Source organism: Nocardioides sp. YJ-D4 (assembly GCF_054031495.1).
The window spans coordinates 101,286-126,731 of the sequence record NZ_CM132932.1 but is presented as its reverse complement, the minus strand read 5'-3'; the positions used below and the strand labels follow the sequence as shown (position 1 = coordinate 126,731).

General features: G+C 70.5%; 27 protein-coding genes. 16 read left to right on the top strand and 11 right to left on the bottom strand.

Annotation, left to right across the window (positions count from 1 at the left end; genetic code table 11):
- Positions 1-21: 21 nt before the first annotated feature.
- Both ACW14X_RS00620 and ACW14X_RS00615 read right to left on the bottom strand, forming a co-directional pair.
- On the bottom strand, positions 22-717 hold the full coding sequence (locus ACW14X_RS00620; RefSeq protein ID WP_457164342.1) for a response regulator transcription factor: 696 nt from the start codon (positions 715-717) through the stop codon (positions 22-24).
- A complete protein-coding gene (locus ACW14X_RS00615) occupies positions 714-2,171 on the bottom strand; it encodes an ATP-binding protein (protein WP_457164341.1) in 1,458 nt (485 codons plus the stop codon). The genes ACW14X_RS00620 and ACW14X_RS00615 overlap by 4 nt, the downstream gene beginning before the upstream one ends.
- Here ACW14X_RS00615 and ACW14X_RS00610 point away from each other — a divergent pair.
- Positions 2,163-2,363, top strand: coding sequence for a hypothetical protein (locus ACW14X_RS00610; RefSeq protein ID WP_457164340.1), 201 nt, complete (start codon positions 2,163-2,165; stop codon positions 2,361-2,363). The two genes, ACW14X_RS00615 and ACW14X_RS00610, sit on opposite strands and share 9 nt — an antisense overlap.
- A 132-nt stretch (positions 2,364-2,495) precedes the next feature.
- Here ACW14X_RS00610 and ACW14X_RS00605 read toward each other — a convergent pair whose 3' ends face one another.
- Positions 2,496-3,239, bottom strand: a complete 744-nt coding sequence (locus tag ACW14X_RS00605) for a prepilin peptidase (RefSeq protein ID WP_457164339.1) — start codon at positions 3,237-3,239, stop codon at positions 2,496-2,498.
- Positions 3,240-3,522: 283 nt separating this feature from the next.
- On the opposite strand from ACW14X_RS00605, the gene ACW14X_RS00600 reads away from it, so the two are divergent.
- The 9 genes from ACW14X_RS00600 to ACW14X_RS00560 all read left to right on the top strand — a co-directional run bounded on the left by ACW14X_RS00600 (position 3,523) and on the right by ACW14X_RS00560 (position 12,091).
- Positions 3,523-3,729 carry a Flp family type IVb pilin gene (locus tag ACW14X_RS00600; RefSeq protein ID WP_160023429.1) on the top strand — a complete coding sequence of 69 codons (207 nt, stop codon included), beginning with the start codon at positions 3,523-3,525 and terminating at the stop codon, positions 3,727-3,729.
- A 75-nt stretch (positions 3,730-3,804) separates the two neighbouring features.
- Positions 3,805-4,218 carry a TadE/TadG family type IV pilus assembly protein gene (locus ACW14X_RS00595; RefSeq protein ID WP_160023427.1) on the top strand — a complete coding sequence of 138 codons (414 nt, stop codon included), beginning with the start codon at positions 3,805-3,807 and terminating at the stop codon, positions 4,216-4,218.
- A complete protein-coding gene (locus tag ACW14X_RS00590; protein ID WP_457164338.1) occupies positions 4,206-5,363 on the top strand; it encodes a pilus assembly protein TadG-related protein in 1,158 nt (385 codons plus the stop codon). Before ACW14X_RS00595 ends, ACW14X_RS00590 begins: the two co-directional genes overlap by 13 nt.
- A gap of 24 nt (positions 5,364-5,387) precedes the next feature.
- Complete coding sequence (cpaB, locus tag ACW14X_RS00585; RefSeq protein ID WP_457164337.1) at positions 5,388-6,173, top strand: Flp pilus assembly protein CpaB; 786 nt, start codon at positions 5,388-5,390, stop codon at positions 6,171-6,173.
- Positions 6,174-6,186: 13 nt separating this feature from the next.
- Positions 6,187-7,371 carry an AAA family ATPase gene (locus ACW14X_RS00580; protein WP_457164336.1) on the top strand — a complete coding sequence of 395 codons (1,185 nt, stop codon included), beginning with the start codon at positions 6,187-6,189 and terminating at the stop codon, positions 7,369-7,371.
- Entirely contained in the window at positions 7,368-8,765 is a 1,398-nt protein-coding gene (locus ACW14X_RS00575) for a CpaF family protein (protein ID WP_457164335.1), read from the top strand. Before ACW14X_RS00580 ends, ACW14X_RS00575 begins: the two co-directional genes overlap by 4 nt.
- Positions 8,762-10,396, top strand: a complete 1,635-nt coding sequence (locus tag ACW14X_RS00570; RefSeq protein WP_457164334.1) for a type II secretion system F family protein — start codon at positions 8,762-8,764, stop codon at positions 10,394-10,396. Before ACW14X_RS00575 ends, ACW14X_RS00570 begins: the two co-directional genes overlap by 4 nt.
- On the top strand, positions 10,393-11,313 hold the full coding sequence (locus ACW14X_RS00565; protein ID WP_457164333.1) for a type II secretion system F family protein: 921 nt from the start codon (positions 10,393-10,395) through the stop codon (positions 11,311-11,313). The genes ACW14X_RS00570 and ACW14X_RS00565 overlap by 4 nt, the downstream gene beginning before the upstream one ends.
- A 121-nt stretch (positions 11,314-11,434) precedes the next feature.
- On the top strand, positions 11,435-12,091 hold the full coding sequence (locus tag ACW14X_RS00560) for a response regulator transcription factor (protein WP_160023415.1): 657 nt from the start codon (positions 11,435-11,437) through the stop codon (positions 12,089-12,091).
- A gap of 10 nt (positions 12,092-12,101) precedes the next feature.
- On the opposite strand, the gene ACW14X_RS00555 is transcribed toward ACW14X_RS00560, so the two are convergent.
- Together ACW14X_RS00555 and ACW14X_RS00550 are read right to left on the bottom strand one after the other, a co-directional pair.
- The gene (locus tag ACW14X_RS00555; RefSeq protein ID WP_457164332.1) at positions 12,102-13,283 is read right to left on the bottom strand and encodes a CaiB/BaiF CoA transferase family protein; all 1,182 of its coding nucleotides are present in this window, start codon (positions 13,281-13,283) and stop codon (positions 12,102-12,104) included.
- 5 nt (positions 13,284-13,288) lie between these two features.
- Positions 13,289-14,617, bottom strand: coding sequence for an SLC13 family permease (locus ACW14X_RS00550; protein WP_457164331.1), 1,329 nt, complete (start codon positions 14,615-14,617; stop codon positions 13,289-13,291).
- A gap of 110 nt (positions 14,618-14,727) precedes the next feature.
- Between ACW14X_RS00550 and ACW14X_RS00545 the strand changes: the two genes are divergently transcribed.
- On the top strand, positions 14,728-15,429 hold the full coding sequence (locus tag ACW14X_RS00545) for a FadR/GntR family transcriptional regulator (RefSeq protein WP_160023409.1): 702 nt from the start codon (positions 14,728-14,730) through the stop codon (positions 15,427-15,429).
- Positions 15,426-16,187: a sulfite exporter TauE/SafE family protein gene (locus ACW14X_RS00540; protein ID WP_350841341.1), complete on the top strand. Its 762-nt coding sequence runs from the start codon at positions 15,426-15,428 to the stop codon at positions 16,185-16,187. Before ACW14X_RS00545 ends, ACW14X_RS00540 begins: the two co-directional genes overlap by 4 nt.
- Positions 16,188-16,199: 12 nt before the next feature.
- Here ACW14X_RS00540 and ACW14X_RS00535 read toward each other — a convergent pair whose 3' ends face one another.
- The gene (locus tag ACW14X_RS00535; RefSeq protein ID WP_350841342.1) at positions 16,200-16,475 is read right to left on the bottom strand and encodes a DUF4873 domain-containing protein; all 276 of its coding nucleotides are present in this window, start codon (positions 16,473-16,475) and stop codon (positions 16,200-16,202) included.
- A gap of 79 nt (positions 16,476-16,554) precedes the next feature.
- Positions 16,555-17,235, bottom strand: a complete 681-nt coding sequence (locus ACW14X_RS00530) for a TetR/AcrR family transcriptional regulator (protein WP_350841343.1) — start codon at positions 17,233-17,235, stop codon at positions 16,555-16,557.
- A gap of 69 nt (positions 17,236-17,304) precedes the next feature.
- Here ACW14X_RS00530 and ACW14X_RS00525 point away from each other — a divergent pair, with 69 nt between their 5' ends.
- The gene (locus ACW14X_RS00525) at positions 17,305-18,192 is read left to right on the top strand and encodes an AurF N-oxygenase family protein (protein ID WP_457164330.1); all 888 of its coding nucleotides are present in this window, start codon (positions 17,305-17,307) and stop codon (positions 18,190-18,192) included.
- A gap of 9 nt (positions 18,193-18,201) precedes the next feature.
- Here ACW14X_RS00525 and ACW14X_RS00520 read toward each other — a convergent pair whose 3' ends face one another.
- Both ACW14X_RS00520 and ACW14X_RS00515 read right to left on the bottom strand, forming a co-directional pair.
- Positions 18,202-18,780: a TetR/AcrR family transcriptional regulator gene (locus ACW14X_RS00520; protein ID WP_457164329.1), complete on the bottom strand. Its 579-nt coding sequence runs from the start codon at positions 18,778-18,780 to the stop codon at positions 18,202-18,204.
- Between the two features lie 60 nt (positions 18,781-18,840).
- Entirely contained in the window at positions 18,841-20,025 is a 1,185-nt protein-coding gene (locus tag ACW14X_RS00515) for an acyl-CoA dehydrogenase family protein (protein ID WP_350714176.1), read from the bottom strand.
- Positions 20,026-20,163: 138 nt separating this feature from the next.
- Here ACW14X_RS00515 and ACW14X_RS00510 point away from each other — a divergent pair, with 138 nt between their 5' ends.
- Genes ACW14X_RS00510 through ACW14X_RS00500 form a run of 3 tightly spaced genes read left to right on the top strand, consistent with a single transcriptional unit; the run spans position 20,164 to position 22,148 of the window.
- Positions 20,164-20,835, top strand: coding sequence for a YceI family protein (locus ACW14X_RS00510; RefSeq protein WP_160023391.1), 672 nt, complete (start codon positions 20,164-20,166; stop codon positions 20,833-20,835).
- Positions 20,836-20,874: 39 nt separating this feature from the next.
- The gene (locus ACW14X_RS00505; RefSeq protein ID WP_160023390.1) at positions 20,875-21,378 is read left to right on the top strand and encodes a sigma-70 family RNA polymerase sigma factor; all 504 of its coding nucleotides are present in this window, start codon (positions 20,875-20,877) and stop codon (positions 21,376-21,378) included.
- The gene (locus ACW14X_RS00500; protein WP_160023389.1) at positions 21,375-22,148 is read left to right on the top strand and encodes a zf-HC2 domain-containing protein; all 774 of its coding nucleotides are present in this window, start codon (positions 21,375-21,377) and stop codon (positions 22,146-22,148) included. The genes ACW14X_RS00505 and ACW14X_RS00500 overlap by 4 nt, the downstream gene beginning before the upstream one ends.
- 4 nt (positions 22,149-22,152) lie before the next feature.
- On the opposite strand, the gene ACW14X_RS00495 is transcribed toward ACW14X_RS00500, so the two are convergent.
- Together ACW14X_RS00495 and ACW14X_RS00490 are read right to left on the bottom strand one after the other, a co-directional pair.
- On the bottom strand, positions 22,153-23,793 hold the full coding sequence (locus ACW14X_RS00495; protein ID WP_457164328.1) for an AMP-binding protein: 1,641 nt from the start codon (positions 23,791-23,793) through the stop codon (positions 22,153-22,155).
- A gap of 52 nt (positions 23,794-23,845) precedes the next feature.
- The gene (locus ACW14X_RS00490) at positions 23,846-25,429 is read right to left on the bottom strand and encodes a GMC family oxidoreductase (protein WP_160023387.1); all 1,584 of its coding nucleotides are present in this window, start codon (positions 25,427-25,429) and stop codon (positions 23,846-23,848) included.
- Positions 25,430-25,446: the final 17 nt, after the last annotated feature.

The window sequence follows — 25,446 nt, the reverse complement described above, 5'->3', positions numbered from 1 at the left end:
ACCGGTTCATCCGTCCGCAGGTCAGGTGTGGGGCCGGTAGCGGTAGCCGACACCGCGCAACGCCGATATCGGCGAGGAGTCCCCGGACCAGCCGAGCTTGCGACGCAGCCGAAGGACCGCGAACTTGACCCGCTCGGGCGCGATCCCGGTCGGGTCGTTCCACACCTGCTCCAGCAGCTGTCTCGGCGAGAGCACGGCACCGGCGTGCTGGACCAGCACGCTGAGCAGTCGGAACTCGGTGCGGGTGAGGTCGACCGGCCGTCCGTCGACCTCGACCCGCCGGATCCGGAGGTCGACGCGGACGACACCGTCGTCGTACACCCCCGACCCGGTACGTTCGTCACCTCGCCCCGCCGACCGCGCCCGACGCAGCAGCGCCTCGACCCGCGCCAGGAGCTCGTTGTTGTTGAACGGCTTGGTGAGGTAGTCGTCGGCGCCGCTGCGGAGGCCGCGTACCTTCTCCGACTCCTCGCTGTGGGCGGTCAGCATCAGGATCGGTACGTCGGCGAAGTCGCGCACCCGATCGAGCACGGTCCAGCCGTCCATCGCGGGCAGACCCACATCCAGGATCACCAGGTCCGGCCGTACGTCGTGCACCTTGCGGAGCCCGACCCGTCCGTCGGTCGCCAGCTCGAAGCCGTACCCGCCGCGTTCGAAGAGCATCCGCAGGGCGAGCGCGACGTCCGGCTCGTCCTCGATGGCGAGGATCCTGGTCACCGGAGCTCCCGATCCAGCGGCACCGCGACTCGCACCGTCGTGCCGCGGTCCTCGACGCTCTCGACCGTGAACGATCCGTGGTGCAGCTCGACGATCGTCTTGCAGATCGCCAGGCCGAGTCCGCTGCCCGACAACCGTCTCCGCACGGCGTTCGAGCCGCGGATGAAGGTGTCGGTGATGGCGGGAACCTCGTCGTCCGGGATGCCGATGCCGGTGTCGGCCACCTCGATCACCCATCTCGACCCCGCACATCCGGCCCGGACCGTGACCGAGCCGCGGGGCATGGTGAACTTCACGGCGTTGCTCAACAGGTTGTCGAGCACCTGGCGCAGTCGGGTCGGGTCGGCGTCGAGCGGCGGGCCGTCGGCGATATCGGCGGTCAGTGTCACCTGGCCACTGTCCGCCGCGGGCCGGTGGTCATCGACCGCGAGCTGCACGAGCTCGGACACGTCGACGGGTGACTCGTGGATCGGCAGGGTGTGCCGCTCGAGCTGGGTGATCAGCTGCAGGTCGTCGACCAGCCTCGTCAGCCGCTCCGCATTGCGTGCGATCGCGTCGAGCGCCGTCCGCTGGCGATCGGTGAGCGAACCGGAGGCCGCGTCGCCCAGGATGTCGGTGAAGCTGGCCACCGCCGTCAGCGGCGTACGGAGCTCGTGGGAGACGGCGGCCACGAAGTGGTTCTTCAGCTCCGCCGCCTCGGTCAGCACGCGGTTGCGCTCGCGGAGCTCGTGCTGGGTCGTGGTGATCTCGGTGACGTCTCGGAAGTACCACAGCGCGCCCAGGTCGGTGTCGCCGTCACGGATCGGCACGAAGTCCAGGCTCAGGCTGCGGCCGTTCATGAGCTCGAGGCCGTAGCCCAGGCACATCTTGCGGAGGGTCGCGACGTCGTCGAGCTGGGCGCGCACCGTGGCCCGTTCGCGGCAGCGGCTGGCCACGGCGCCGAGCACCTCCGAGCGCTCGACGTCTCCCCAAGCCTCGGCGCTCGAACGCCCGAAGATGCGCGCGAAGGTGTCGTTGGCCAGCACCGTCCGGCCGTCCTCGTCCTCCACCACCACGGCCGCATCGAGCTGCCGGACGAGTGCCCGAAGCCGTTTCCCTTCGATCCTGGATCGGCGCTCGGCGACCCGCTGATCGGTCACGTCGAGCGCGTACGCCATCACGGCCCGCACTCCCGTCACGTCGGTCATGTCGTAGAAGACGGTGTCCATCTCCCGCCATCGGCCGTCGGCGGCGAGCACCCTGATGTCGGTCCGGGCCGCCGGAAGCTCGCGGGCGCGGACCGCACGCAGCGCGGCTGCGGCGGTGTCAACGTCGTCCGGGTGCACCGCGTCCCGCAGACCCGAGGGCAGCTCGATGTCGGGTGAATAGCCGAGCGCATCGATGATCGCATCGGAGAGCACCGACCAGGTCCCGTCGAGGCCGATCCGCACCACGACCGACCGCGCATGCTTCACCAGGGACGAGTACGGCTCATCACCGAGACCAGCTTCCCGGAGCACGGCGCCGGGATCGAGACGCGCGACATCCTCGACGAACTCCGCAACGTCGTCCGAGTCCGCCGCAGCATCGTGGAGCAGGACCGTGGCGCGATCGACGAGATCGGAAAGGGCGTCCGGGTTCGCGCTGGTGTCCGCGTGCTCAGCTGATGGTTCCGTCTTGCGACCCCCTTCTACTGACCCTCCCCTCATCTAAGGTGCCACAAAACGACGGAAATGCGCAGAGGCAGACGCAAGATCAGGGTGCCGCGAGGCTGTGCTGAGGCCAGTGATCGGCGCGGACTACCAGCCGGTCGACCCGAGCAGCACCGCGAAGGCGCCGGCCACCAGGAACGGCCCCAGCGGCAGGTCCGAGTCGAGGCTCGCCCGCCTGGTCACCAACAGAGCCAGCCCGAGGATCCCGGAGAGCACGAACGCCAGCGCGCACGCCAGCACGACCGCGGACAGCCCCCACCACCCGAGTGCGAGGCCGAGCAGGCCGGCGAGCTTCGCGTCCCCGAGGCCGAGCTGGTCGGGGCGGATCAGCACCAGCGCGAGGTAGCCCACGCCGGCCACCAGCCCGCCGATGAGGACGCCGGCGATCCGGTGCGGCTCGCCGGCGGCGAGCGCCGCGACGGTGAGCAGGCCCACGAGGATCGGGTACGCCGGCAGCGTCAGCCGATCGGGCAACCGATGCACCGCGATGTCGATGAACGCGAGCGGGACGGCCAGCAGCGCCAGGAAGGCGAACGCGAGCAGCTCGGGGCGCGGGCCGATCGCGCCCGCGACGGCACCGGTGAGCGCGGCCGCGGCGAGCTCCATGGTGCCGGCCGGTGGCCCGATCCGATGCCCGCAGCCGGGACAGCGGCCGGTCGGCGAGAGGAGCGAGTGCCGATGCCGGTCGGACACCAGCTCGCGGTCGCAGCCGAGGCACCGGGTCCGATCGGGTTCTCCCGACGGGACCGACAGACGGAACGCCAGCGCCCGCAGCCAGGGCGCGAGCAGCGCCCCGGCCGCGGAGCCGGCCATCACCATGACCGATGCCATCACAGCGTCATCACCAGGTACACGCCTCGACGGTAAGCCAGCGCGGCGGCCCGGCCCAGGGTGCGGAAGCAGAAATGGCCGACCGTCTGTCGGCGCCCGACGGGTGTCGTCCGAACGCCCGACACGAGACGACAACGGGTCGTCCGGCCCCCGGCCAACCATGGCCGTTCGCCCGCTACAGCGTCCGCACGAGAACCGGGATCGTGAAGACATCGGGTGGCTACGGGACGCCCGGAGCCCGAGTCGGGCACTCACTTCACCGTCAATCCACAAGGAGTCTCACATGCTCTCGCTCTTCACTCAGTTCTCGGCCTGGATCCACGCCCGTACGTCGTCGGACCGCGACCGCGGCGCCACCGCTGTCGAGTACGGCCTGCTCGTCGGCCTGATCGCGGTCGCCATCGTCGCGACCCTCCTGCTCCTCGGCCCTCGGCTGAACGCGCTGTTCGTCACCGTGCTCAATGCCCTGCCCGGCGGAGCCGCCGCGTAAGTCGCCTGGTCGAGAGGGCCGACCGCCGGTCGGCCCTCTCGACTCTTCTCACCCCTCACGTCAAAGGAAACCCGAATGTCACGCATCCTCAGCCGCCCCGACCGGGCCGACCGCGGCGCCGCCGCGGTCGAGTTCGCGCTCGTGCTGCCGCTGCTGCTGCTCGTGCTGTTCGGGCTCATCGACTTCGGCCGGGCCCTGAACGCGCAGATCGCGCTCACCCAGGCAGCTCGTGAAGGCGTACGTCTGGCTGCTCTTCAACAGCCGGGCGCCGCGGACAGGGCGCGTGCCGCCGCCGAGCCGCTGAGCGGCGTGACCGTCTCGGTCACGGCCTGCCCGGCGAATCCGGGGCCGACCGACGATGCGGTCGTCCTCGCGAACCAGAACTTCACCTTCGCCACCCCGATCGGGAGCATCGCCGACATGTTCGGCGGCGGCATCGGATCGTCGGTACAGCTCACCGGTAGAGGAGTCATGCGATGCCTCGGCTGATCAATCGCACCATCAACCGCATCATCGACCGCACCATCGACCGCACCGGGCGGCGAGGTGACGACCGCGGAGCGGTGTCGACCTTGGTGGCGATCGTGCTCGGCCTCGGACTGCTGCTCGGCATCGGCGCCCTGGTCGTCGACACCGGCATGCTCTACGTCGAGCGGGCAGAGCTCCAGAACGGTGCCGACGCGGCAGCACTCGCGCTCGCCCAGGACTGCGGGGACGCCGACGGCTGCGCCCCGGACGTCCAGCAGATCGCCACCGAGCTGGCCGGGGAGAACGACGCGAGCGATGGCAAGGCCGATGCGAGCCTCGTGTGCGGACACACGGCCGCCGGGTTCCTGACGCCGTGCCCGGCCGACGACGCGGCGCCCAGCGCGTGTCTCGGTAGCCGGCCGCCGGCACCGGGCAACTTCGTCGAGGTCCGTACCACCACCCGGCAGGACGACGACTCGAGGGTGCTGCCCCCGGCGTTCGGCAAGATCCTGCGCGGCGACGACTACAACGGTCGTGGCGTGCTCGCCTGCGCCCGTGCTGCTTGGGGCGGCCCGAGGGCTGCCGTCACGCTCCCGCTGACGATCTCGTTCTGCGAGTGGCAGTACGCCACCGGAGACGGCGTCGACTTCGCGCCGGCACCACCGGCCCCCGCGGACCCGAGCTATGAGCGCGTCCTGTCCGTCAAGGCGGACCGCGGCGATCCGATCCCCTGCCCCGGCAGCCCCTCGGGCGGAGACCTTCCCGGCGGCTTCGGCTGGCTGGCCAACAGCGACTGCGAGGTCGACGTCGACATCGACGGGTCGTTCTCGGCGGACCCCGGCGTGTCGGGGTCGACGTGCGAGCAGCTGCTGTCGGTGGCACAGACCACCGGGGAACCCATCATGATCCCGATCTTCGACGTCGCCCAGGGAACCGGAAGCAACGCCACCTACCAGATGCACGGGTTCGCGGCGTTCGTGGTCACGGGCTACGACCTGGCGGGCTTCAAGGCGACCTCGACCCTGACCGGACGGAAGAAGTGCTCCTCCGCCTCCAGCGCGGCCAAGTGCGTCTTCGGCTACTTCACCAAAGACCTCGTCACCGCGGCAGACACCGTGCTCGGCGGGCCGGACATGGGCGCCACGACGGTCCAGGTCATCGGCTGAGCAACGAAAGAGAAGAGACACACCATGAAACGTTCCGTCCTCGTCCTGGGCCTTGCGCTGCTGCTCGCGGTGGTGGGCACCATGTCGGTCTTCTGGTACGTCCGAGGCGCGGATGCCCGCGCGATGGCCGGGAAGCAGGCCGTGACCGTGCTCATCGCCGATCAGGCGGTTCCGGCCGGCACCGAGGCCGGGAAGGCCGTCGACACCGGCCTGCTGCGGACCGAGCACATGCCGGCCGACACCGTGCCCGCGGGCGTACTGAGCGAGATCCCTGCGGACCTCGCGCGGCTGGTCGCCGTCGCGGACATCGCGCCCGGCCAGCTCGTGCTGCGCTCGATGTTCGACAAGAACCGGCCCAACCCGTCGGGTCTGACCGTCCCGGACGGCATGGTCGCCGTCACCGTCTCGCTCGGTGCGACCCAGGACGTCGCGGGGTACGTGAAGACCGGCTCCGAGGTGGCGGTGTTCGACACCTACACAGAAGGCAACGCGCAGGGCCGGCCCACCGGCGACGGCCTCCCCAAGAAGCGCGGGGACATCCAGATCACCCGCCTGCTGCTGCCCCGTGTCGAGGTGCTCGCCATCGGCGGCGCTCCGGTCAAGGACGCAGCGTCGGCCAAAGATGCCGCCGCGGCCGGCGGCCAGCAGGTCGGCGTGCTGGTCACCATGGCCGTCGACCAGCACGACGCGGAGCGGCTGATCCTCCGTTCCGAGACCGGCTCGCTCCACCTCGCGCTGCTGTCCGACACGTCCAAGGTCAAGCCCGGCCGCGGCGCCGACACCCGATCCATGACCCGCACCGAGAGTTGAGTGAGACAGCGACATGACCATCCTCTGCACCCCGTCCCAGCCCGGCGACGACCTGGTCGCCGCCCTCGGCACCGTCCTGACCGCCGCCACCCTGCCCCGGGTCCGGGAGCTGCTCGAGCAGCTCCCGACCGAGAGACTCGTCGTCGTCGGGCCGGAGATCGCCTTCGAGGAGGCCGCCGGCTTCGCGACCGATCTGCGTCTGACGCGACCGCTCGTCGGCGTCGTGGTGATCCGCCCCGTGCTCGACGTCGAGACCTATGCGTACGCGATGCAGGCCGGTATCCGCGAGCTCGTCGCCACCGGCGACCTGCCGGGGCTCGCGGACGCCTGCCGACGCTCCCGCCGGCTCTCGGAGTCGATCCTGCTGCCCGCGGAGGCAGCAACGGCCAGCGAGGGGAAGGTCATCACGGTCTTCAGCGCCAAAGGTGGCTGCGGCAAGACGACGCTGGCCACGAACCTGGCGGTCACGCTGCACGCCAACGGCGCCCGCCGAGTGTGCTTGGTCGACCTCGACCTCGCCTTCGGTGACATCGCGATCTCGCTTCAGCTCGAGCCCAAGCGGACCCTGGTGGACGCCGTCGCGATGGGCGAGAACATGGACGCGACCGGTGTGGCCGGCCTGCTCACCAGCTTCCGCCCCGGTCTGGAGTGTGTGCTCGCCCCGGTGGAGCCCGGCGACGCCGAGAAGCTTCCGGCTGCCGTGATCGACGACCTGCTCGGCGTGCTGCGCGGGATGTTCGACTACGTCGTGGTGGACACGCCGCCGCAGTTCAACGAGCACGTGCTCCGCGCGCTCGACGGGAGCGACCACCATGTGCTGCTGACGACGCCGGACCTGGCGGCGATGAAGAATCTCCGGCTCACCCTCGACATGCTCGACCTGCTCTCGTACCCCAAGGCGACCCGCAGCATCGTCCTCAACCGCGAGGACGATCGGGTCGGGATCACGGCTGGCGACGTCGAGCAGGCACTGCGCAGCCAGCTCGCGGCCAGGATTCCCAACAATCTCGAGGTCGCCGCCTCCTTCAACCGCGGTGTTCCGATCGCGGCCGAGAAACCGTCGCACCGCGTCAGCCTCGCGATCCAGAAGTTCGGCGCTCAGCGCCTGGACGGCCCGCAGGTGCCCCAGGTGCAGGCGCCCAAGGCCCAGCCTCGGCGGTGGCGTGCCGTCGGCTCTCGAAGCGGGAGAGAGGCATGAGCATGCGACTGAGCGACCGCCTTGCCGAGCAACGGCCGGGCCGGGAGCCGGCCACGGCACAGGTCGCGCCGGCAGAGGCCGAGCCCGTCGAGCCGGCCGCGCGCGCCGCCCGCCACACCGACCCGTTCGCCGAGCTCAAGCGGAGCGTGCACGACAACCTGCTCGAGGAGCTCGGGCCGAGCCTGTACGCCGACCAGCTGGCCGAGGACGACCTGGCGCAGCGGGTGCGGGTGACGGTCAAGAGCGTGCTGGAGCGGGAGGACACGCCGCTGACCGCCGCGGACCGCGTCCGTCTCGCCGAGGAGGTCGGGAACGAGATCCTCGGTCACGGCCCGCTCGAGCCGCTGCTGCGGGACCCCGGGATCACCGAGATCATGGTCAACGGCCCGGACCGGATCTACGTGGAGCGCTCGGGCCGCCTGTCCCCGGTGGCTGCGGCGTTCGCCGACGAGAACCACCTGCGGCGCGTCATCGACAAGATCGTCGCGCGGGTCGGGCGGCGCGTGGACGAGGCCAGCCCCATGGTCGACGCCCGACTGGCCGATGGCAGCCGGGTCAACGCCGTCGTGTCCCCCATCGCGCTCGACGGGTCGAGCCTGACCATCCGGAAGTTCTCCGCCGACCCGTTCACGGTCGCGGACCTGATCAGGTTCGGCACGATGACCAGGCCGGTCGCCGACCTGCTCTCGGCCTGCGTGCGGGGCCGGCTGAACATCATCGTCAGCGGCGGCACCGGCTCGGGGAAGACGACCACGCTCAACGTACTGTCGTCGTTCCTTCCGCACGACGAGCGCATCGTGACCATCGAGGACGCGGCGGAGCTGCAGCTGCGCCAGGACCACGTCGTGCGGCTGGAGTCGCGGCCGTCCAACACCGAGGGCCGCGGCGAGATCACGATCCGCAACCTGGTCCGCAACGCGCTACGGATGCGACCCGAGCGGATCGTCGTCGGTGAGGTACGCGACGGCGCGGCCCTCGACATGCTCCAGGCGATGAACACCGGCCACGACGGGTCGCTGACGACCGTGCACGCCAACTCGCCACGCGACACGGCCTCGCGCCTGGAGACGATGGTCCTGATGGCGGGCATCGACCTGCCGAGCCGCGCGATCCGGGAGCAGATCGCCTCAGGAATCGACCTGATCATCCAGCAGGCTCGCCTCAAGGACGGCACCCGAAGGATCACCCACATCACCGAGGTGACCGGGATGGAGGGCGATGTGCTGACCCTGCAGGACCTGTTCACGTTCGACTTCGGTGCCGGGGTCGACGAGCACGGCCGGTTCCGAGGGACGCTGCGCTCGACCGGACTGCGGCCGAGCTTCTCCGACCGGCTCGAGCACTTCGGCATCGTCATGCCCGAGCGGCTCGGCGAGTTCGAGGGCCAGCGGTGAATCGGGACAGAACCGCCCGAGCGGTGGTACGGCCCGGCCGACGGGCGATGCTCGGTGCTGCGCTCGCGCTGTTGGTGTCCCTCGCGACGCCCGCTGCTGCTGCCGCCGCGGTCGACGCACAGCCGGGCGGAGCCTCGGTCGTCATCCTGCTCGACGCGAGCGGATCCATGCAGGGCGAGCGGTTGGCATCGGCGCAGAAGGCGGCCGAGCGCTACCTCGACGCCCTGCCCGACGACATCCCCGCAGGACTGGTGACCTTCTCGGGTCCACCTCGGCTGGCGGTCTCGCCCACCGTCGACCGGGATCGCGTCGACGCCGAGGTGCGGGCTGCGCAGGCTCAGGGCAGCACCTATCTCTACGACGCCATCACTCTGGGCGCGCAGACGCTCGCCAAGTCACCCGGCACTCGCAAGATGCTGCTGCTGACCGACGGCGAGGACACCGACAGCAAGCGGACGCTCCAGGAGGCCCAGGCACTTCTGCGGAAGTACGGGATCACCCTCGACGTGGGGGCCCTCGACGCGGTCCCGGCCTCAGACGCGCGCGCACAGCTGGTCGAGCGCACAGGTGGGCGGCTGCTGACGGCGGAGGAGACGCAGGGCCGGGCCGCGGAGCTGGTGCCCGCACCGCGGGCGGCAGCGCCGGCCGCGGTGCCGCCCGGGTGGCTGCTGTCGGTGGGTATCGTCGCGCTCTTCGCGGGGCTGGCCGGCGGGGCGTTCGCGATGCTCGGTCCGTTGCGCCGGGACCGTCGACGCGAGCGGGGCCTCGCCATCCTGGCGCGCTATCGCGTGGCCGGGGCCGGAGCGGCTCCCCCGGGCGAGGACGTCTGGACCTCGCCGCTGCGGCACGCGCTCACCTTCAGCGAGCTCATCCTCAGCTCGCGGGGCCGGCGCGAACAGATCGCCACCGACCTCGACCTCGCGGGAATGTCGTTGAAGCCCTCGGAGTGGCTGGTCGTCCGCGCCGGTGCGAGCATCGCCCTGGCTGTGGTCAGCATGATCATCGGGGCGGCCTGGTACGTGGCCGTGCCCGTGGCCGTGCTCGTCTGGTTCGCCACCCGGTCCTACCTGAGGTTCCGCATCTCCCGTCGGCGCGGAGCGTTCGCGGAGCAGCTCCCGGACACGCTGAACCTCCTGGTCTCCGCCCTCCGCACCGGCTTCTCGCTGCCGCAGGCGCTCGACGGGGTGGTGCGCGACGGCACCGCACCGATCGCCGACGAGCTCGCCCGCGCCCTCGCCAGGACGCGGCTCGGCATGTCGGTGGAGGACGCGCTGGACAAGGCGGCCGGGCGGATGAGGTCCGCCGACTTCGCCTGGGTCGTGATGGCGATCCGGATCCAGCGTGAGGTCGGCGGCAACCTGGCCGGGCTCCTCGAGACGACGGCCGGGACCATGCGAGAGCGGGCGAATCTGCGCCGACAGGTCAAGGCGCTCTCGGCCGAGGGCCGGATGTCGGCGTACGTCCTGATCGCGCTCCCGATCCTGCTCGCCGGCTGGATGCTGCTCAGCAGCCGCGAGTACATCGCACCGCTCTACACCACGCCGCTCGGCTGGGTGCTGATCGTCATCGGTGTGGGGAGCCTGTCCGTGGGCTGGTTCTGGATGAACCAGCTGATCAAGGTGGAGGAATGAGCGTGCTGACACTCGGTGTCGCGGCCCTGGCTGTCGCGATCGCACTCGGCGCCATCGGTCTGTCGATGACGTGGGGGCCCGCGAACCGGCGGGTGACCAACGGGCTCGAGTCGATCGAGCTCTACTACGGAAGCGGGCAGCCGGGCAGCGTGCCCGGTGGCGTCGGAGTCGGGCTACCGACCCTGCTGGTCCGGCTGGGACAGCTCGCCGCGAAGCTGTCGCCGGCCGGAGTGCCGGCTTCGATCAGCCGCCGGCTCAGCCTCGCGGGCAGCCCGCGTGGCTGGCCGGTGGAGAAGGTGCTCGCCTACAAGGGGCTGGGGCTGATCGCCGGAGCAGCGCTCGGAGCGCTGCTCGGGTCTCGGTCGGGGGTCGCGGTGGTCGCGGTGGTCGGCTTCGGTCTGCTCGGCGCGCCCGTCGGGTTCTTCCTCCCCGATCTCCTCCTCTACAACGCAGGATCCAAGCGCCAGGCCGTGATGCGCAAGCAGCTGCCGAACACACTGGACATGCTGACCGTGTGCGTCGAGGCGGGGCTCGGGTTCGACGCCGCGCTGGCCCAGGTCGCGCGGAACACGCAAGGCCCGATGGCAGCGGAATGCGTGCGGATGCTGCAGGAGATGCAGCTCGGCAAGTCGCGGGTCGAGGCCCTCCGGGCGCTCGCGGACCGGACGACCGTGGTCGAGCTGCGGGCGTTCGTCTCCGCGATGGTCCAGGCGTCCGACCTCGGCGTCCCGACCGGCCAGGTCCTGCACGAGCAGTCGAAGGAGATGCGGACCAAGCACCGTCAGCTCGCCGAGGAGAAGGCCCAGAAGCTCCCCGTCAAGATCCTCTTCCCGATGATGTTCTGCATCTTCCCGGCGCTGTTCATCGTCGTCCTCGGACCCGCGGTCCTGTCGATCCTGAAGATGTTCAGCGGGTAGTCCCGTGTGACGGTGCCCAGTTGGTCTCTGCAACCGTCCTGCAACCGGTTTGCACTCGGATTCGCACCCTTGGCATGGCTTCCTTGTTCTTGTCGCGATCACGTAGGACGGGGAGGGCCTCATGACGATTCGACTCGTGACGGTCGACGGGCACACGCTGCACCGATTCGGACTGTCACAGCTGATGCACCAACAACAGGACATCGAGATCATCGGTGAGGCGAGCAGCGCGGCCGAGGCGGTCGCGCTGGTCGGGGAGCTGATGCCCGACGTCGTCACCGTGGACGTCAGCCTGCCCGACCGCAACGGGCTCGCGCTCGCGCGCGAGCTGCGTGACCGCTTCCCCGAGCTGGGGATCGTGGTGCTGACTTCCTTCGGCGAGGACGACGTCCTGTTCCGGGCCATGGAGACCGGCGTGTCCGCATTCGTGCCCAAGACCGCGTCGGCAACGGAGATCGTCTGCGCCATCCGGCATGCCGGGGTCGCGGCACGGTCGTTCACGGCACCCGGCCTCGCCGCCGCGCTCGTCCGGCTGCGGGACGCCCGGGACTCCTCTCCGCTGAGCGCTCGCGAGGCGGAGGTCCTGCGCCTGCTGCAGCGTGGACTGACCATCCCGCTGCTGGCCCGCACCCTGCACGTGAGCAACTCGACCGCGAAGACCTACGTGGCCCGGCTCTACGACAAGCTCGGCGCCAACAGCCGCTCCCAGGCGCTGATGGCGGCCATGGAACGCGGTCTGCTCCGGCCGCCCGCGCTCGCCGGCGCGGACGGCTGGTGAGGGCCTGCGGCTACCCGGGTTCGTCGGAACCCTCACCCACCCACGTACGCAGCCCGGGACCGTGCTGGTCGAGGGTGGGCGGCGCGGTGTGGTCGGTGGGGGTCACCTCGGCCCCGTCGGCGAAGAAGCGCAGCGGCGGCCCGGGGAGGGTCAGGTGGCCGAGGGTCGAGTGGTCGACGTCGATCAGCAGGCCCTGGCTGGCGGTCTGCTCCCAGGCGTAGACCTCGTCCAGCGAGCGGACCTTGCCGGCCGGGACGCCGGCCTCGGCGAGCTTGACGAGCAGCTCCTCGGCCGGCCAAGGCGCGAAGAGCGTCTCGACGAGCTCGACGACCTTCTCCCGGTTGGCCGCCCGCTCGGGGTTGGTGGCCATGCCCTCGAGGTCCGGTGAGATGTCGAAGGCGGTGCAGAACCTCCGCCACAGCCCCTCGCTGCCCACGGCGATCTGCACGGTCCCGTCGGCACAGCGGAACAGGCCGTACGGCGAGATGCTCGGGTGATGGTTGCCCTGGGCTCGCCCGACCTCGCCTGCCACAGTCCATCGGGTGCCCTGGAAACCGTGGACGCCGACGACGGCGGAGAGCAGCGAGGTGCGTACGACCGTGCCGCGGCCGGTGCGGTCGCGCTCGTGGAGTGCGGCGAGCAGACCGTAGGCGCCGTACATCCCGGCGAGCAGATCGGCGATCGGGGTGCCGACCCGTTGGGGGTCGCCGGGACCGGATCCGGTGAGCGACATCAGACCGGCCTCGCCCTGCGCGATCTGGTCGTAGCCGGACCGGCCGCCCTCGGGGCCGTCGTGGCCGAACCCGGTGATCGAGAGCACGACGAGGCGCGGGTTACGGGCCTGGAGCTCGTCGATGCCGAGCCCGAGCCGGTCCAGGACTCCGGTGCGGAAGTTCTCGATGAGCACGTCGGCCCGGTCCACCAGGCGCAGCAGCACGTCCTTGTCGTCCGTGTCCTTGAGGTCGAGGGTGATCGACTCCTTGTTGCGGTTGGCGGAGAGGAAGTACGTCGCCTCCCGCTGCCCCTCCTCCCCCACGAACGGCGGGCCCCAGCCCCGGGTGTCGTCGCCGTGTCCGGGCGCCTCCACCTTGATCACGCGGGCACCGAGGTCGCCCATCATCATCGCGGCGTGCGGCCCGGCCAGAGCACGGGAGAGGTCGAGGACGACGACGTCGTCGAGTGGTCCACGCATGCGCGTCACCAGCCCGGGAGGACCATGGTGGCCCAGACCAGGAGGGGACCGACGAGCACCACGATGACGCTGTAGCCGAGGATCTGCTTGTAGTAGCGCTCCTCGGTGATGGTGTCGGGCCGGTTGGCGAGCATCAGCGCTCCGTTGGTGGAGAACGGGCTCACGTCGACGATGGTCGAGGAGATCGCCAGCGCGGCCACGAACATGGCGGCGGAGATCCCGCCCTCGGCGATCAGCGGCACCGAGATCGGGATGATGATGGGCAGCAGCGCCGTCGAGGAGGCGAACGCGGAGACGACCGCGCCGACGTAGCAGAGGATGAGTGCGCCGACGGCCGCGACGCCCAGGCTCGCCGCCCAGCCACCCACGAACTCCGGCGACCCGGCGGTGTTGAGGATCGTGGCGTACGTCGAGACGCCGGCGACCAGGAGCACCGTCGGCCAGGCGATCTGGCGGATGGCGTCCTTGTGCTGGCTGGGCGAGAGCGCGGCCAGGACGGTCGCCGCGGTGATCGAGGCGAAGCCGATGTTCTTGTCGAAGAACAGGGCGACGGCGGCGACGATCACGAAGGCGGCCAGGGTGAGGACCTGCTCGGTGCGGATGCCGGGCTTGGTCCCGGTCGGGGCGAGGGTGCCGTAGCCGCGGGCCGGGACGGTCACGCCGCCCTCGTGCAGCTCGCCCGGTACGCCGGCGGCGGCGCCGGCCGCCTCATCGGGGTCGAGCCGCATGCTCATCAGCGATCGACCGCCGAGGGAGAAGAACAGGATGGTCGCCATGATCAGGTTGACCACCAGGCTGGCGACGAAGATCGTCATCTCGCTGGCGGGCAGGCCGTTGTCGACCATGACCGAGTTGGTGATCGTGCCGTAGATGCTGATCGGCGAGAAGCCACCGCCCTGAGCGCCGTGCACGACGAACATGCCCATCATCAGCGGGTTGATCTTGTAGCGGCCGGCGAACCCGAGCGCTACCGGCCCGATGATCGCGCAGGCCGCCGGGCTGGCGGCACCCATGGCGGTCAGCAGCGCGGTCACGCCGAACATCACCCATGGGATCAGCGCGACCCTGCCGCCCACCGCGCGTACGGCACTGCTGACGATCAGGTCGACCGTGCCGTTGTTCCTCGCGATCGCGAACAGATAGGTCACGCCTATCAGCGTCAGGATCAGGTCGGCACTGACTCCGGCCAGGATCTCCTTCTCGTCGAGGTTCAGCGCGAACATCCCGACGAGCCACGCTGCGACGTACGCGAGCGCTCCCATGTTGATCGGCAGCAACGTGCCTGCCACGAACAAGGCGACCAGCGCGATGATCGCCACCCATTCCGGTCCCATCGGACTTCCCTTCTGTTTGGCCCCCGTCTGGCACCGGTGTGACTCGCATCACCATCGGCTCAGTGGCCTAGCCAATAGGACAATCGGCCGAACGTCAATACCCTGTAGCCATGAGTGAGTCCGCGCGCTTTCCCCGTCCACTGCAGCGAACCCGCCTGTATGAGCAGGTCGCAGAGCAGATCACGGCCTGGATCTCGGAGAACGACCTGAAGTCCGGAGACCGGCTGCCGCCGGAGAGACAGCTCGCCACCAGCCTCGGCGTGAGCCGAGCGACCCTCAGCCAGGCCCTGGTCGCGCTCGAGGTCATCGGCGTCGTCGCGGTACGCCACGGCGACGGCACGGTGCTGATCGACAAGCCCCGGGTCGAGCGCATCACCGATGCGATCCGGGCGCACGCGGAGCGGATCCCTGACGTCATCGAGGCGCGCGACGCGCTCGAGACGAAGCTCGCCGCGCTGGCGGCACAGCGGCGTACGCAGGAGGACCTGGACCGCATCGACGCGGCGCTGAGGACGATGGACGACGACATCACGGGCGGCGGGCGCGGCGTCCACGGCGACGAGCTGTTCCACCGGGCGGTGACGCAGGCCGCCCACTCCCCTCTGCTCGAGCAGATGATGTCCGAGATCAGCGAGCTGATCCGCGAGACCCGCATCGAGTCGCTCTCCCAGCCCGACCGGCCCAAGACCTCGCTCGCCGGCCACCAGAAGATCGCCGACGCGATCGCCGCCGGCGATGCTGCAGCTGCGGCGGCGGCGATGCACGGCCACGTCATGCTGGTCAGCGACGTGGCGCTGCTCCGCGACGCATGACGCCGGTCGACCAGCTCGTCGTGCTCGCCGCGGGCCTGGGTGCGGGCATCCTCACCTCCACCGTCGGCGTCGCGTCGCTGCTCAGCTTTCCGGTCCTGGTCGCGGTCGGCCTCCCGCCGGTCGTGGCCAACACCTCCAACACGGTCGGGATGACGCCGGCCGGCCTCAGCGGCTCCTTCGGCTACCGGCGAGAGCTGGCCGAGCATCCGGGCGTGACCGCCGCCGTGCTGCTCACCGCGGGTGGCGGCAGCATCGCCGGGGCGTTGCTGCTGCTGTGGTTGCCGGGATCGGTCTTCGAGGCGGTCGTGCCGTGGCTGATCCTGGGCACCTGCGTACTCGTGGGGGTGCAGCCGCGGCTGAGCCGCTTCCTGCGCCAGCACGCCACCGATGCCGAGCCGCGGGTGCGGATCTCCGGGTTCACCACGGTCTTCGCGACGCTGACCGGCGCCTACGGCGGCTACTTCGGCGCCGGGTCCGGGGTGATGATGATGGCCGTGCTCGGGCTCGGCACCGACCTGGAGTTCCGTACGGTCAACGCGCTCAAGACCCTTGCGGTGATGGCCTCGAACGTGGTCGCGACGGTGATCTTCCTGGCCATCGCCGAGCTCGACTGGCGGGCCGTGGCCCTGCTGGCCGCAGGGTCGGTCGTGGGCGGGTACGTGGGGGCGCACATCGGCCGCCGGCTGCCGGCCACGGTCCTGCGGTCACTGATCGTCGTCGTCGGGATCGGCGCCGCGACGCTCATGCTCGTGCGCTGAGGTTCCGCGGCGTCAGAACGGCGGCCTTCCCGTCCCGGAGAGCCGGAACCGCCCCCAGGGGTCGATGTCGGAGAGCCGCCCCTCGGCCTCGCCATGGTCGGTGCGGACGGTGACGCTCTGACCGTTGCGTACGCCGTCGAGGGTCGTGCCGACGCGGCCGTACCAGTGGAAGTGACCATCGATCGGCTGGAAGACGCCGCGCAGCGCGACATCGACCTCCCAGGTGCCGTGCTCGGACTCGAGGCGCGCGGGACCGTCGTAGAGGTGCTGGGGCTCGTGCTCGCTCATCGGGCCACCTCCGTAGCGCAAGCGCCAGAATACGGACGCGGCCCGATGAAAGATCCTATGGTCGCTCGCTGACGCTCGCTCATCGGGGGCTCTTTCGCAGTGGGGTGACGATCTCGGGGCGATCCAGGGCACTCAGGTCGACGCCGTACTCGGCGGTGGTGCCCTCCAGTGCATGCCAGACGAACTCGCTCAGATAGCGGGTGAACGCGGCGCGGGACATGGTGCGCCGCTCGAGCCACCACTGGCCCGCGGACTCACCGATCCCGACCAGGCTGTGGGCCCACGGCTCGGCGCCGGCGGCGTCGACGCCGAGGCGGCCGAAGGTGTCGCCGAGCAGCCGCGCGAAGGTCGCCGCGATGAGCTGCTTGCCGTCCGCCAGCGGGTCGGTGCCGCCGGTGTGCTGGCGCACCACGAGCAGGTAGACGTTGGGGTGCTCGGCGATGGTCTCGACGTACGCAGCGACCCCGGCCTCGACGCGCTGGCGGGTCGAAGCGGGAGCGAGCACGGCCTCGACGACCGCGTCGAGGATCTGCTGGGCCGCCCACATCCCCACCGCTGCGTGCAGCTCGGCCTTGTCGGCGAAGTAGCGGTAGAGCACCGGCTTGCTGACCCCGGCCTCCGCGGCGATGTCGGCGATCGAGACCTCAGTCCCGGCCGAGTCGACGGCGCGTACGGCTGCCGCCACCAGCTCTGCCCGCCTGGTCTCGCGGTGCGCATCCCAGCGTGAGGAGCGGCCGTCGTCCTTGACCTTCCGTGTCATGTCCTGCACTCTAGCAACTACCCGTAACTCTGGGTAACACCTAGTTCCGTCGCTCCGTGAGGGAGAAGAATGACCATCGCCGACCCGACCTCCGACCGGCTCCTGCGCTCCACCGCACGTCAGTCCTACGACCCGGAGGTCGACCTCGACTGGGACGCCGCGCCCGTGGATGGACTGTGGTGGATGCAGCCCGAGCGCGTCTCCCTCTATGGCACCCCGACCTGGGACCGGCTCAGCCAGGAGCAGCAGATCGAGCTCTCGCGGCACGAGGTGGCCAGCATCATGAGCGTCGGACTGTGGTTCGAGGTGCTGCTGATGCAGCTGCTGCTTCGCGAGGTCTACGGCGCGGACCCACGCACGGCGCGCACCCAGTACGCGCTGACCGAGATCGGGGACGAGACCCGCCACTCGGTGATGTTCGGCCGGGCGATCGCGGCGATGGGCGCACCGGCGTACGGCCCCCGGCCCGCCGTCCTGCGTATCGGGAAGCTCGCTCCGCTGCTGCACGGGCCCAGCGTCTTCTCGGCGACCCTCGTCGGTGAGGAGCCGCTCGACCGGTGGCAGCGTGAGCTGATGAAGGACGAGCGCTGCCAGCCGCTGACCCGGATGGCCTCCCGCATCCACGTCACCGAGGAGGCCCGCCACGTCACCTTCGCCCGCGAGGAGCTCGCCGCGGCGATGTCGCAGAAGATGGGGCGTACGCAGCTCCGGATGCACCAGAACCTCACCGCCCGCGCGGCCTACGTGATGGCGCGCTCGCTGGTCCACCCGGACTGCTACGCGGCCGTCGGGCTCGACCCGATGGCGGCCCGCCGCGAGGTGCTCGGCAACGAGCACTACCGCGCGACGTTGGCCTGGATGGGCGAGAAGATGATGCCGTACCTCACCGAGCACGGGATGGTCTCAGCGAAGGACCGCAAGCTCTGGCGCGCGTCCTTCCTGGTGCCGCGCGACTGAGGCGGCGCGTCAGATGACGGCGAGACGGTCGACCAGCAGCTCGATCCGGCGCTCGGCGTCCTCCGGCAGGAGGCGCCCCGACCGGGTCAGGGTCGCCACTCCGTGCAGGGACGCCCAGAACACCTCGGTGAACAGCTCCGGCTCGACGCCGGCGCCGGCGACCTCGCCCAGTGTCTCCATCAGCGCCGCGAAGGCGTCCTTCAGCTGCTCGGGGGTGTCCTCCTGGGCGTACGTCAGGCCGCCGTCGAGCTGGAACAGCGCGTCGTAGACCGCCGGATTGCGCTCGGCGAAGTCGAGATACGCGCGGGCGAGGGCGGCGACTCGCTCGCGCGGAGCGCTCGCGGCCGCAGTCGCCGACCGCATCGCCACGGCCATCTCCGAGGCGCCCTCGAGAGCGACGGCACCGATGATCTCGCGCTTGCCGCGAAAGTGGCTGTAGAGGACCGGCTGGCTGTATTCGATGCGCTCGGCGAGCCGGCGCGTCGTCACCGCGTCCCACCCCTGCTGCTCGGCAAGCTCGCGGGCGGTCGCCACGATGAGCCGCTCGCGGTCCGCCCGCTCACGCTGCTTGCGCTCCTGTACCGACATGGCTTGATCCTAGCAGCGCTAGGCATTCGAGCGGCAGCACTGACCGCGCCGACTCCTCGGTCAGCGGAAGGCGGACTCCCCCGTGAGCGCCTGGCCGATGATGAGCTGGTGGACCTCGCTGGTGCCCTCGTACGTCAGGACCGACTCGAGGTTGTTGGCGTGGCGCAGGATGGGGTACTCGAGGGTGACGCCGGCGGCGGCGAGGATGGTGCGGCACTCCCGGGCGATGGCGATGGCCTCGCGGACGTTGTTGAGCTTGCCGAGGGAGATCTGCTCGGAGCGGAGGGTGCCCTCGTCCTTCAGGCGGCCCAGGTGGAGGGCGAGGAGCATCGCCTTGCCGAGCTCGAGAGTCATGTCGGCGAGCTTGGTCTGGGTGATCTGGAATCCGGCGAGCGGCTTGTCGTAGATCTCGCGGGAGGCGGCGTACGCGATGGCGGACTCGAGGCAGTCGCGGGCCGCGCCGACGGCGCCGAAGACGATGCCGAAGCGGGCCTCGTTCAGGCAGGACAGCGGACCCTTCAAGCCCCTGACCTCGGGGAACGCGGCGGACTCCGGGAGGCGTACGCCGTCGAGGACGATCTCACCGGTGACCGAGGCGCGCAGGGACAGCTTCTGCTTGATCACCGGCGCCGAGAAGCCCGGGGTGTCGGTGGGGACCACGAAGCCGCGGATCCCCTTGCCGTCGGGTCCCTCGTCGGTCTGGGCCCAGACGACGGCGACGTCGGCGACCGGGGCGTTGGTGATCCACATCTTCGTGCCGGACAGGATCCAGTCGCCCGAGGCATCTCGGCGCGCTCGCGTACGCATGCCGGCCGGGTTGGAGCCGAAGTCGGGCTCGGTGAGACCGAAGCACCCGATCGCCTCTCCGGCGGCCATCCGCGGCAGCCACTCCTGCTTCTGCTCCTCGCTCCCCCACTTCCAGATGGCGAACATCGCCAACGAACCCTGCACGGAGACCAACGACCGGATCCCGGAGTCGGCCGCCTCGAGCTCCATGCAGGCCAGGCCGTACGCCGTGGCGCTGGTGCCCGCGCAGCCGTAGCCCTCCAGATGCATCCCGAGAACGCCCAGCTTGCCGAGCTCGGGAGCGAGCTCGCGGACCGGGACCTCGCCGGCCTCGAACCAGCCCGCGAGGTGCGGCTTGATCTCCTTCTCCGCGAAGGATCTCACCGTGTCGCGGATCGCGCGGTCCTCATCGCCGATGAGTGCCTCGGTGCCGAAGAGCTCGAGCGGGGTCTGGGGCATGGGGTCTCCTTGGGGTCGAGAGAGGGCGCTGCCGATTGTGTCACCCGTCACTCGAAGTCGTTTGAACCGTTCGCCACCGAGCTCCGTAGTACGGGTGAAGGCCGGCATCGGGTCAGCCTCCAGGCGAGAGGAAACGGCGTGCGGACACGTACGAAAGCAGCAGTCGGGATCGGTGCGGCAGTGGTCGTGGTCGGAGGTGCTGCGGTGATCTTCGGACCCGGTTGGTACGCGGACCGGGCCGAGGACGCGGCCGCCGACAAGCCCAGCCTCAGCGCGTCGGCAGCCCCCGCGGACGGCGCGGACAGCAGCGGGACCTGGACCGTCTCGGACGGCTCCTTCGCCGGCTACCGCGTCGACGAGGTGCTGCGGGGCGAGGACGTCACCGTCACCGGCCGGACCGAGGACGTCACCGGCGAGGTCACCATCGCCGATGGCCAGGTCACCGAGGCGAACGTCGAGGTCAAGGTCGCGACGATCGCCACCGATTCCGACAACCGTGACGGCTACTTCCGCGAGAACGCGATCGAGGCCGATCAGTTCCCCACCGCCACCTTCGAGCTGACCGAGCCCGCCACCCTCGAGGAGGGCGCGACCGAGGTCGAGCTGGTCGGTGACCTCACCGTGCACGGCGAGACGAAGTCGGTGACCGTCGACGCCGAGGTCGGCGGCGACGGGACCAATGCGCTCCAGGTCGTCGGCAGCGTCCCGATCACCTTCGCGGACTTCGGTGTCGAGGCGCCGAACCTGGGCTTCGTGAGCGTCGAGGACACCGGCAGCGTCGAGTTCTCGCTCGACCTGGCCAAGAGCTGATCCGGGACTCTGGGATCCTGGGTGCGTGCGGGAGGTGACATGGGTGCGGAGGACGAGCTGCTCGTAGCGGTGCACGACGCCCACTCGGAGGCGCTCTACCGCTACGTCGTACGCCGTACTGGTGACGCCGAGGAGGCGCGCGACGTGGTGCAGGAGACGCTGCTGCGCGCCTGGCGCCACCCGGAGGTGCTGCAGCGGCCCGACGAGGGCGTACGCGCCTGGCTGTTCACCACCGCCCGCAACCTCGTCATCGACGACCTGCGCAGCGCGCGCCGAAAGCGGGAGTACGCCGCCGAGTCGCCGCCCGAGGCGACCCGGGCGGACGAGACCCAGGCGGTGCTCGACTCCTGGGTCGTCGCCGATGCGCTGCTCGCGCTCTCCCCCGAGCACCGTGCGGTGGTGGTCGGCGCCTACTACGGCAGCCGGTCGGTCACCGAGCTCGCCCACGAGCTCGACATCCCGCCCGGCACGGTCAAGTCCCGGCTGCACTACGGTCTGCGAGCCCTGCGTCTCGCCCTGCAAGAGAAGGGGGTCACCTCATGAACGACGACCTGGACGCCTCCGCACATGAGACGTACGCCGACTGGGACGCGTCCTACGTGCTCGGGGCACTGAGCCCGAGCGACCGCCGTGCCTACGAGCGGCACCTGGCCGGCTGCAGCGTCTGCCACGACGCCGTCGCCGAGCTCGCCGGCATGCCCGGGCTGCTCGGCGCGCTCTCGCGCGCGGAGGCCGAGGAACTGCTCGAGGAGCCGGCCGTCGAGGTCGCGACGCCGCCGCTGGCGGAGCTAGCCGGGGCCGTACGCCGGTCCCGGCTGCGTCGCCGGGCCTTCGCGGTCGCGGCCGCGGCCGTCCTGCTCGCGGGCGGGACCGCGATCGGTGGCCTGGCCATCGGTCGCGACGGCAGCGGGTCGCCGGTCGCCGGCCCCTCGGCCCCGGTCACCCCGGCCAGCTCGACGGCCGCGAACGTACGCACCGTCGACCTGCGCCCCGTGGGCAGCGTCGACATGTGGGCCCAGCTGGTCGTCACCCCGACGTCTTGGGGCACCAAGCTCAACTGGAGCTGTCACTACCCACCCAAGCCAGGCAAGAGCTCGCCGGGGCCGTCCGACTATCCGGTCGAGCCGGTGACGTACGACCTGGTGCTGGTCGGCCGCGACGGCGCGCGCACCGTCGCCGGATCGTGGACCTGGTCGGGTGGGGAGACGCTCGGGCTGGACGCCTCCTCCGCGGTGCCGATCGCCGACGTCGAGCGGGTCGAGATCACCCTCGTCGGCGAGGACACCGCGGTCGCGGCAGCCTCGCTGACCTAGGGCCCTAGAGTCCGAGCTCGGAGACGGTCTTCTCCCGCATCTCGACCTTGCGGACCTTGCCCGTCACGGTCATCGGGAACTCCTCGACGATCAGGACGTAGCGCGGGATCTTGTAGTGGGCGAGCTTGCCGGTGGCGTACGCCCTCAGGGTCTCGGCCGTCATCCGCTCGGCGCCGGGGCGCAGGCGGACCCAGGCGCAGAGCTCCTCGCCGTAGGTCTCGTCGGGCACGCCGATGACCTGGACGTCCTCGATGTCGGGGTGGGTGTAGAGGAACTCCTCGATCTCGCGGGGGTAGATGTTCTCGCCGCCACGGATGACCATGTCCTTGATCCGGCCGACGATGTTGCAGTAGCCGTCGGCGTTCATGACGGCGAGGTCGCCGGTGTGCATCCAGCCGTCCTCGTCGATCGCCGCCCGGGTCTTCTCCTCGTCGGACCAGTAGCCGAGCATCACCGAGTAGCCGCGGGTCTGGAACTCGCCCGCCTCGCCCCGGGGCAGCGCGGCGCCGGAGGTGGGGTCGACGACGCGTACCTCGACGTGCGGGTGCACCCGGCCGACGGTGGCGGTGCGGTGCTCGAGGTCGTCGTCCATCCGGGTCTGGGTCGAGACCGGCGAGGTCTCGGTCATCCCGTAGGCGATCGAGACCTCGCTCATGTGCATCTCGTTGACACACCGCTTCATCACCTCGACCGGGCACGGGCTGCCCGCCATGATCCCGGTGCGCAGCGTGCTGAGGTCGAAGGTGCCGAAGTCGGGATGGTTCTGCATCGCGATGAACATGGTGGGTACGCCGTAGACGGCCGTGCACTGCTCGTCCTGGACGGCCGCCAAGGTGGCCGCCGGGTCGAAGGCGGGGCCCGGGATCACCATCGTGGCTCCATGGGTGATGCAGCCCAGGTTGCCCATCACCATCCCGAAGCAGTGGTAGAAGGGCACCGGGATCGCCAGCCGGTCGTTCTCGGTGAAGCCGATCGTCTCGGTGGTGAAGTAGCCGTTGTTGAGGATGTTGCGGTGGCTCAGCGTCGCGCCCTTCGGATAGCCGGTGGTGCCCGAGGTGTACTGGATGTTGATCGGGTCCTCGGGGCTCAGCTCGTAGGTGACGTGGTCGGTCAGCCGCTCGCCGGTGCCGGCCTCGAGGAGCGCGGTCCACTCCGGGTCGCCGATGAAGACGGTCTGCTCGAGGTCGGGGCAGTCGCCGCTCACGTCGGCCACCATCGAGCGGTAGTCGGAGGTCTTGAACGCGGGGGCGGAGACGAGCAGCCTGATGCCCGACTGGGTCAGGGCGTACGCCAGCTCGTGGGTGCGGTAGGCCGGGTTGATGTTGACCAGGATCGCGCCGATCTTCGCGGTCGCCACCTGGGTCAGCGTCCACTCCGCGCAGTTGGGCGCCCAGATGCCGACCCGGTCGCCCTTCCCGATCCCGGCCTTGCGCAGGCCGACGGCCAGCGCGTCGACGTCGCGGCTCATCTCGGCGTACGTCCAGCGTCTGCTCTGCTGATCGCCTCGGGCTCCGCTTCGGCCGGACGCCACCTCGACTAGGGCCTCCCGGTCACCGAATCTGGCGACGGTGCGGTCGAAGCTCGCGCCGATCGTCTCCTCCAGCAGCGGCGTGGTCGTCTCTCCGGCAGCGTAGGAATCCGTCATGGGCCCAGTGTGACCTGAGTCACGGGTGGGTTCCAAGGGTCTGCTGAGGGTGTCAGTCCCCGGTGATGAGCTCCGCGGCGCGCTCGCCGATCAGGATCGCGGGCGCGTTGGTGTGGCCGCGCACGATCCTGGGCATGACCGAGGCGTCGGCGACGCGGAGGCCCTCGACGCCGCGTACGCGCAGCCGGGGGTCGACCACGCTGGCCTCGTCCGTGCCCATCCGGCAGGTGCCGGTCGGGTGGTAGAGGGTGTGGGCGTGACGTGCCAGGAGCGCGTCGGCGACCTCCTCCGCGGACGAGCCCACCGGTACGTCGGGGCGCAGGAACTTGCCGAGGAACGGCTTGAGCGCGGGCTGCGAGGCGATCTCCAGCGTCACCCGGACCCCTTCGACGATGGCAGCGCGGTCCCTGCCCTCGGGGTCGGAGAGGTAGCGGGGGTCGATGATCGGCTTGGCGGCCGGGTCCTTGGAGGTGAGCGTGACGCTGCCGCGGCTGGCCGGGTCGACGAGGATCGGACCGGCCACGACCGCCTCACCCACGAACGGGATCAGACCCTCGTCGAAGAAGCCGACCGGGGCGAAGATCATCTCGATGTCGGGCGCCTCCAGGTCGGGGCGCGAGCGGATGAAACCGTACGCCTCGCCGACGTTGGAGGTGAGCATCCCGCGCCTGCGCAGCAGGTAGTTGAGCAGGTGACGTGCCGACTCCGCGGTCGCGAGCGAGCCCTGCTCGACCTCCCAGCCGATGCCGGCGACGAGATGGTCGGTGAGGTTCTCCCCCACCTGTTTCGCATCACGTACGACCTCGATGCCGAGGTCCTTCAGGTGGGCCGCCGGACCGATCCCGGAGAGCATCAGCAGCTGCGGGGTGTTGATCGCGCCGCCGGAGAGGATCACCTCGCGCCGGGCGGTGATGGTCGTCTGCTGTCCGTCGACGACGGCCTCGACGCCGGTGGCGCGGGTGCCGTCGAAGGTCACCCGCGACACCAGGGCGCCGGTCACCACGTTGAGGTTGGCGCGCCTGGCGGCCGGCTTGAGGTAGGCCGCGGCCGTGCTCCACCGGGCGCCGCGGCGCTGGGTCACCATGGTCTCCACGTACGCCTCGGGGTTGGGGCCGTTGGCCCGTCCGCGCCGGTAGCCGGCCTGCTCGGCGGCCTGGAGAAACGACTCGGTGTAGGGACGGGGGCTCCGCTGCCGCTCGACGCGGACCGGGCCACCGGTGCCATCCAGCGCGGTCGCGTCCTCGACGTCCTCGAGCTTCGCGTACGTCTTCTTGACGACGTCCCAGCCCCACTCGGGTCCGGCCGCCGCGCCCCACTCCTCGTAGTCGGCCTGGAGACCCTTGACCCACATCATCGCGTTCATCGAGGACGAGCCGCCGAGCATCCGGCCGCGGGGCCAGTAGATCCGCCTGCCGCCGAGCGCCGGCTGTGGCTCGGTGGAGTAGTCCCAGTCGTGCTCGGACCGGAAGAGCTTCGAGAACGCCGCCGGGATGTGGATGTTCATGCTCTTGTCGCGCGGCCCGGCTTCGAGCAGGGTCACCTGGACGCTCGGGTCCTCGCTGAGACGCGCCGCGAGCACGGCCCCTGACGATCCGGCCCCCACCACCACGTAGTCGCTGGTCAGTTCCTGGCTCATACCGGATCTCCTTCGTC

Excerpts from the sequence above, each read along its gene's own strand:
- ACW14X_RS00610 (WP_457164340.1), top strand. The coding sequence starts at position 2,163 with ATGCTTCACCAGGGACGAGTACGGCTCATCACCGAGACCAGCTTCCCG.
- ACW14X_RS00605 (WP_457164339.1), bottom strand. The coding sequence starts at position 3,239 with ATGGCATCGGTCATGGTGATGGCCGGCTCCGCGGCCGGGGCGCTGCTC.
- ACW14X_RS00535 (WP_350841342.1), bottom strand. The coding sequence starts at position 16,475 with ATGAGCGAGCACGAGCCCCAGCACCTCTACGACGGTCCCGCGCGCCTC.
- ACW14X_RS00520 (WP_457164329.1), bottom strand. The coding sequence starts at position 18,780 with ATGTCGGTACAGGAGCGCAAGCAGCGTGAGCGGGCGGACCGCGAGCGG.
- ACW14X_RS00540 (WP_350841341.1), top strand. The coding sequence starts at position 15,426 with ATGACGCCGGTCGACCAGCTCGTCGTGCTCGCCGCGGGCCTGGGTGCG.
- ACW14X_RS00575 (WP_457164335.1), top strand. The coding sequence starts at position 7,368 with ATGAGCATGCGACTGAGCGACCGCCTTGCCGAGCAACGGCCGGGCCGG.
- ACW14X_RS00515 (WP_350714176.1), bottom strand. The coding sequence starts at position 20,025 with ATGCCCCAGACCCCGCTCGAGCTCTTCGGCACCGAGGCACTCATCGGC.
- ACW14X_RS00600 (WP_160023429.1), top strand. The coding sequence starts at position 3,523 with ATGCTCTCGCTCTTCACTCAGTTCTCGGCCTGGATCCACGCCCGTACG.
- ACW14X_RS00545 (WP_160023409.1), top strand. The coding sequence starts at position 14,728 with ATGAGTGAGTCCGCGCGCTTTCCCCGTCCACTGCAGCGAACCCGCCTG.
- ACW14X_RS00595 (WP_160023427.1), top strand. The coding sequence starts at position 3,805 with ATGTCACGCATCCTCAGCCGCCCCGACCGGGCCGACCGCGGCGCCGCC.
- ACW14X_RS00530 (WP_350841343.1), bottom strand. The coding sequence starts at position 17,235 with ATGACACGGAAGGTCAAGGACGACGGCCGCTCCTCACGCTGGGATGCG.
- ACW14X_RS00525 (WP_457164330.1), top strand. The coding sequence starts at position 17,305 with ATGACCATCGCCGACCCGACCTCCGACCGGCTCCTGCGCTCCACCGCA.
- ACW14X_RS00490 (WP_160023387.1), bottom strand. The coding sequence starts at position 25,429 with ATGAGCCAGGAACTGACCAGCGACTACGTGGTGGTGGGGGCCGGATCG.
- ACW14X_RS00500 (WP_160023389.1), top strand. The coding sequence starts at position 21,375 with ATGAACGACGACCTGGACGCCTCCGCACATGAGACGTACGCCGACTGG.
- ACW14X_RS00555 (WP_457164332.1), bottom strand. The coding sequence starts at position 13,283 with ATGCGTGGACCACTCGACGACGTCGTCGTCCTCGACCTCTCCCGTGCT.
- ACW14X_RS00505 (WP_160023390.1), top strand. The coding sequence starts at position 20,875 with ATGGGTGCGGAGGACGAGCTGCTCGTAGCGGTGCACGACGCCCACTCG.
- ACW14X_RS00550 (WP_457164331.1), bottom strand. The coding sequence starts at position 14,617 with ATGGGACCGGAATGGGTGGCGATCATCGCGCTGGTCGCCTTGTTCGTG.
- ACW14X_RS00560 (WP_160023415.1), top strand. The coding sequence starts at position 11,435 with ATGACGATTCGACTCGTGACGGTCGACGGGCACACGCTGCACCGATTC.
- cpaB (WP_457164337.1), top strand. The coding sequence starts at position 5,388 with ATGAAACGTTCCGTCCTCGTCCTGGGCCTTGCGCTGCTGCTCGCGGTG.
- ACW14X_RS00495 (WP_457164328.1), bottom strand. The coding sequence starts at position 23,793 with ATGACGGATTCCTACGCTGCCGGAGAGACGACCACGCCGCTGCTGGAG.
- ACW14X_RS00590 (WP_457164338.1), top strand. The coding sequence starts at position 4,206 with ATGCCTCGGCTGATCAATCGCACCATCAACCGCATCATCGACCGCACC.
- ACW14X_RS00580 (WP_457164336.1), top strand. The coding sequence starts at position 6,187 with ATGACCATCCTCTGCACCCCGTCCCAGCCCGGCGACGACCTGGTCGCC.
- ACW14X_RS00565 (WP_457164333.1), top strand. The coding sequence starts at position 10,393 with ATGAGCGTGCTGACACTCGGTGTCGCGGCCCTGGCTGTCGCGATCGCA.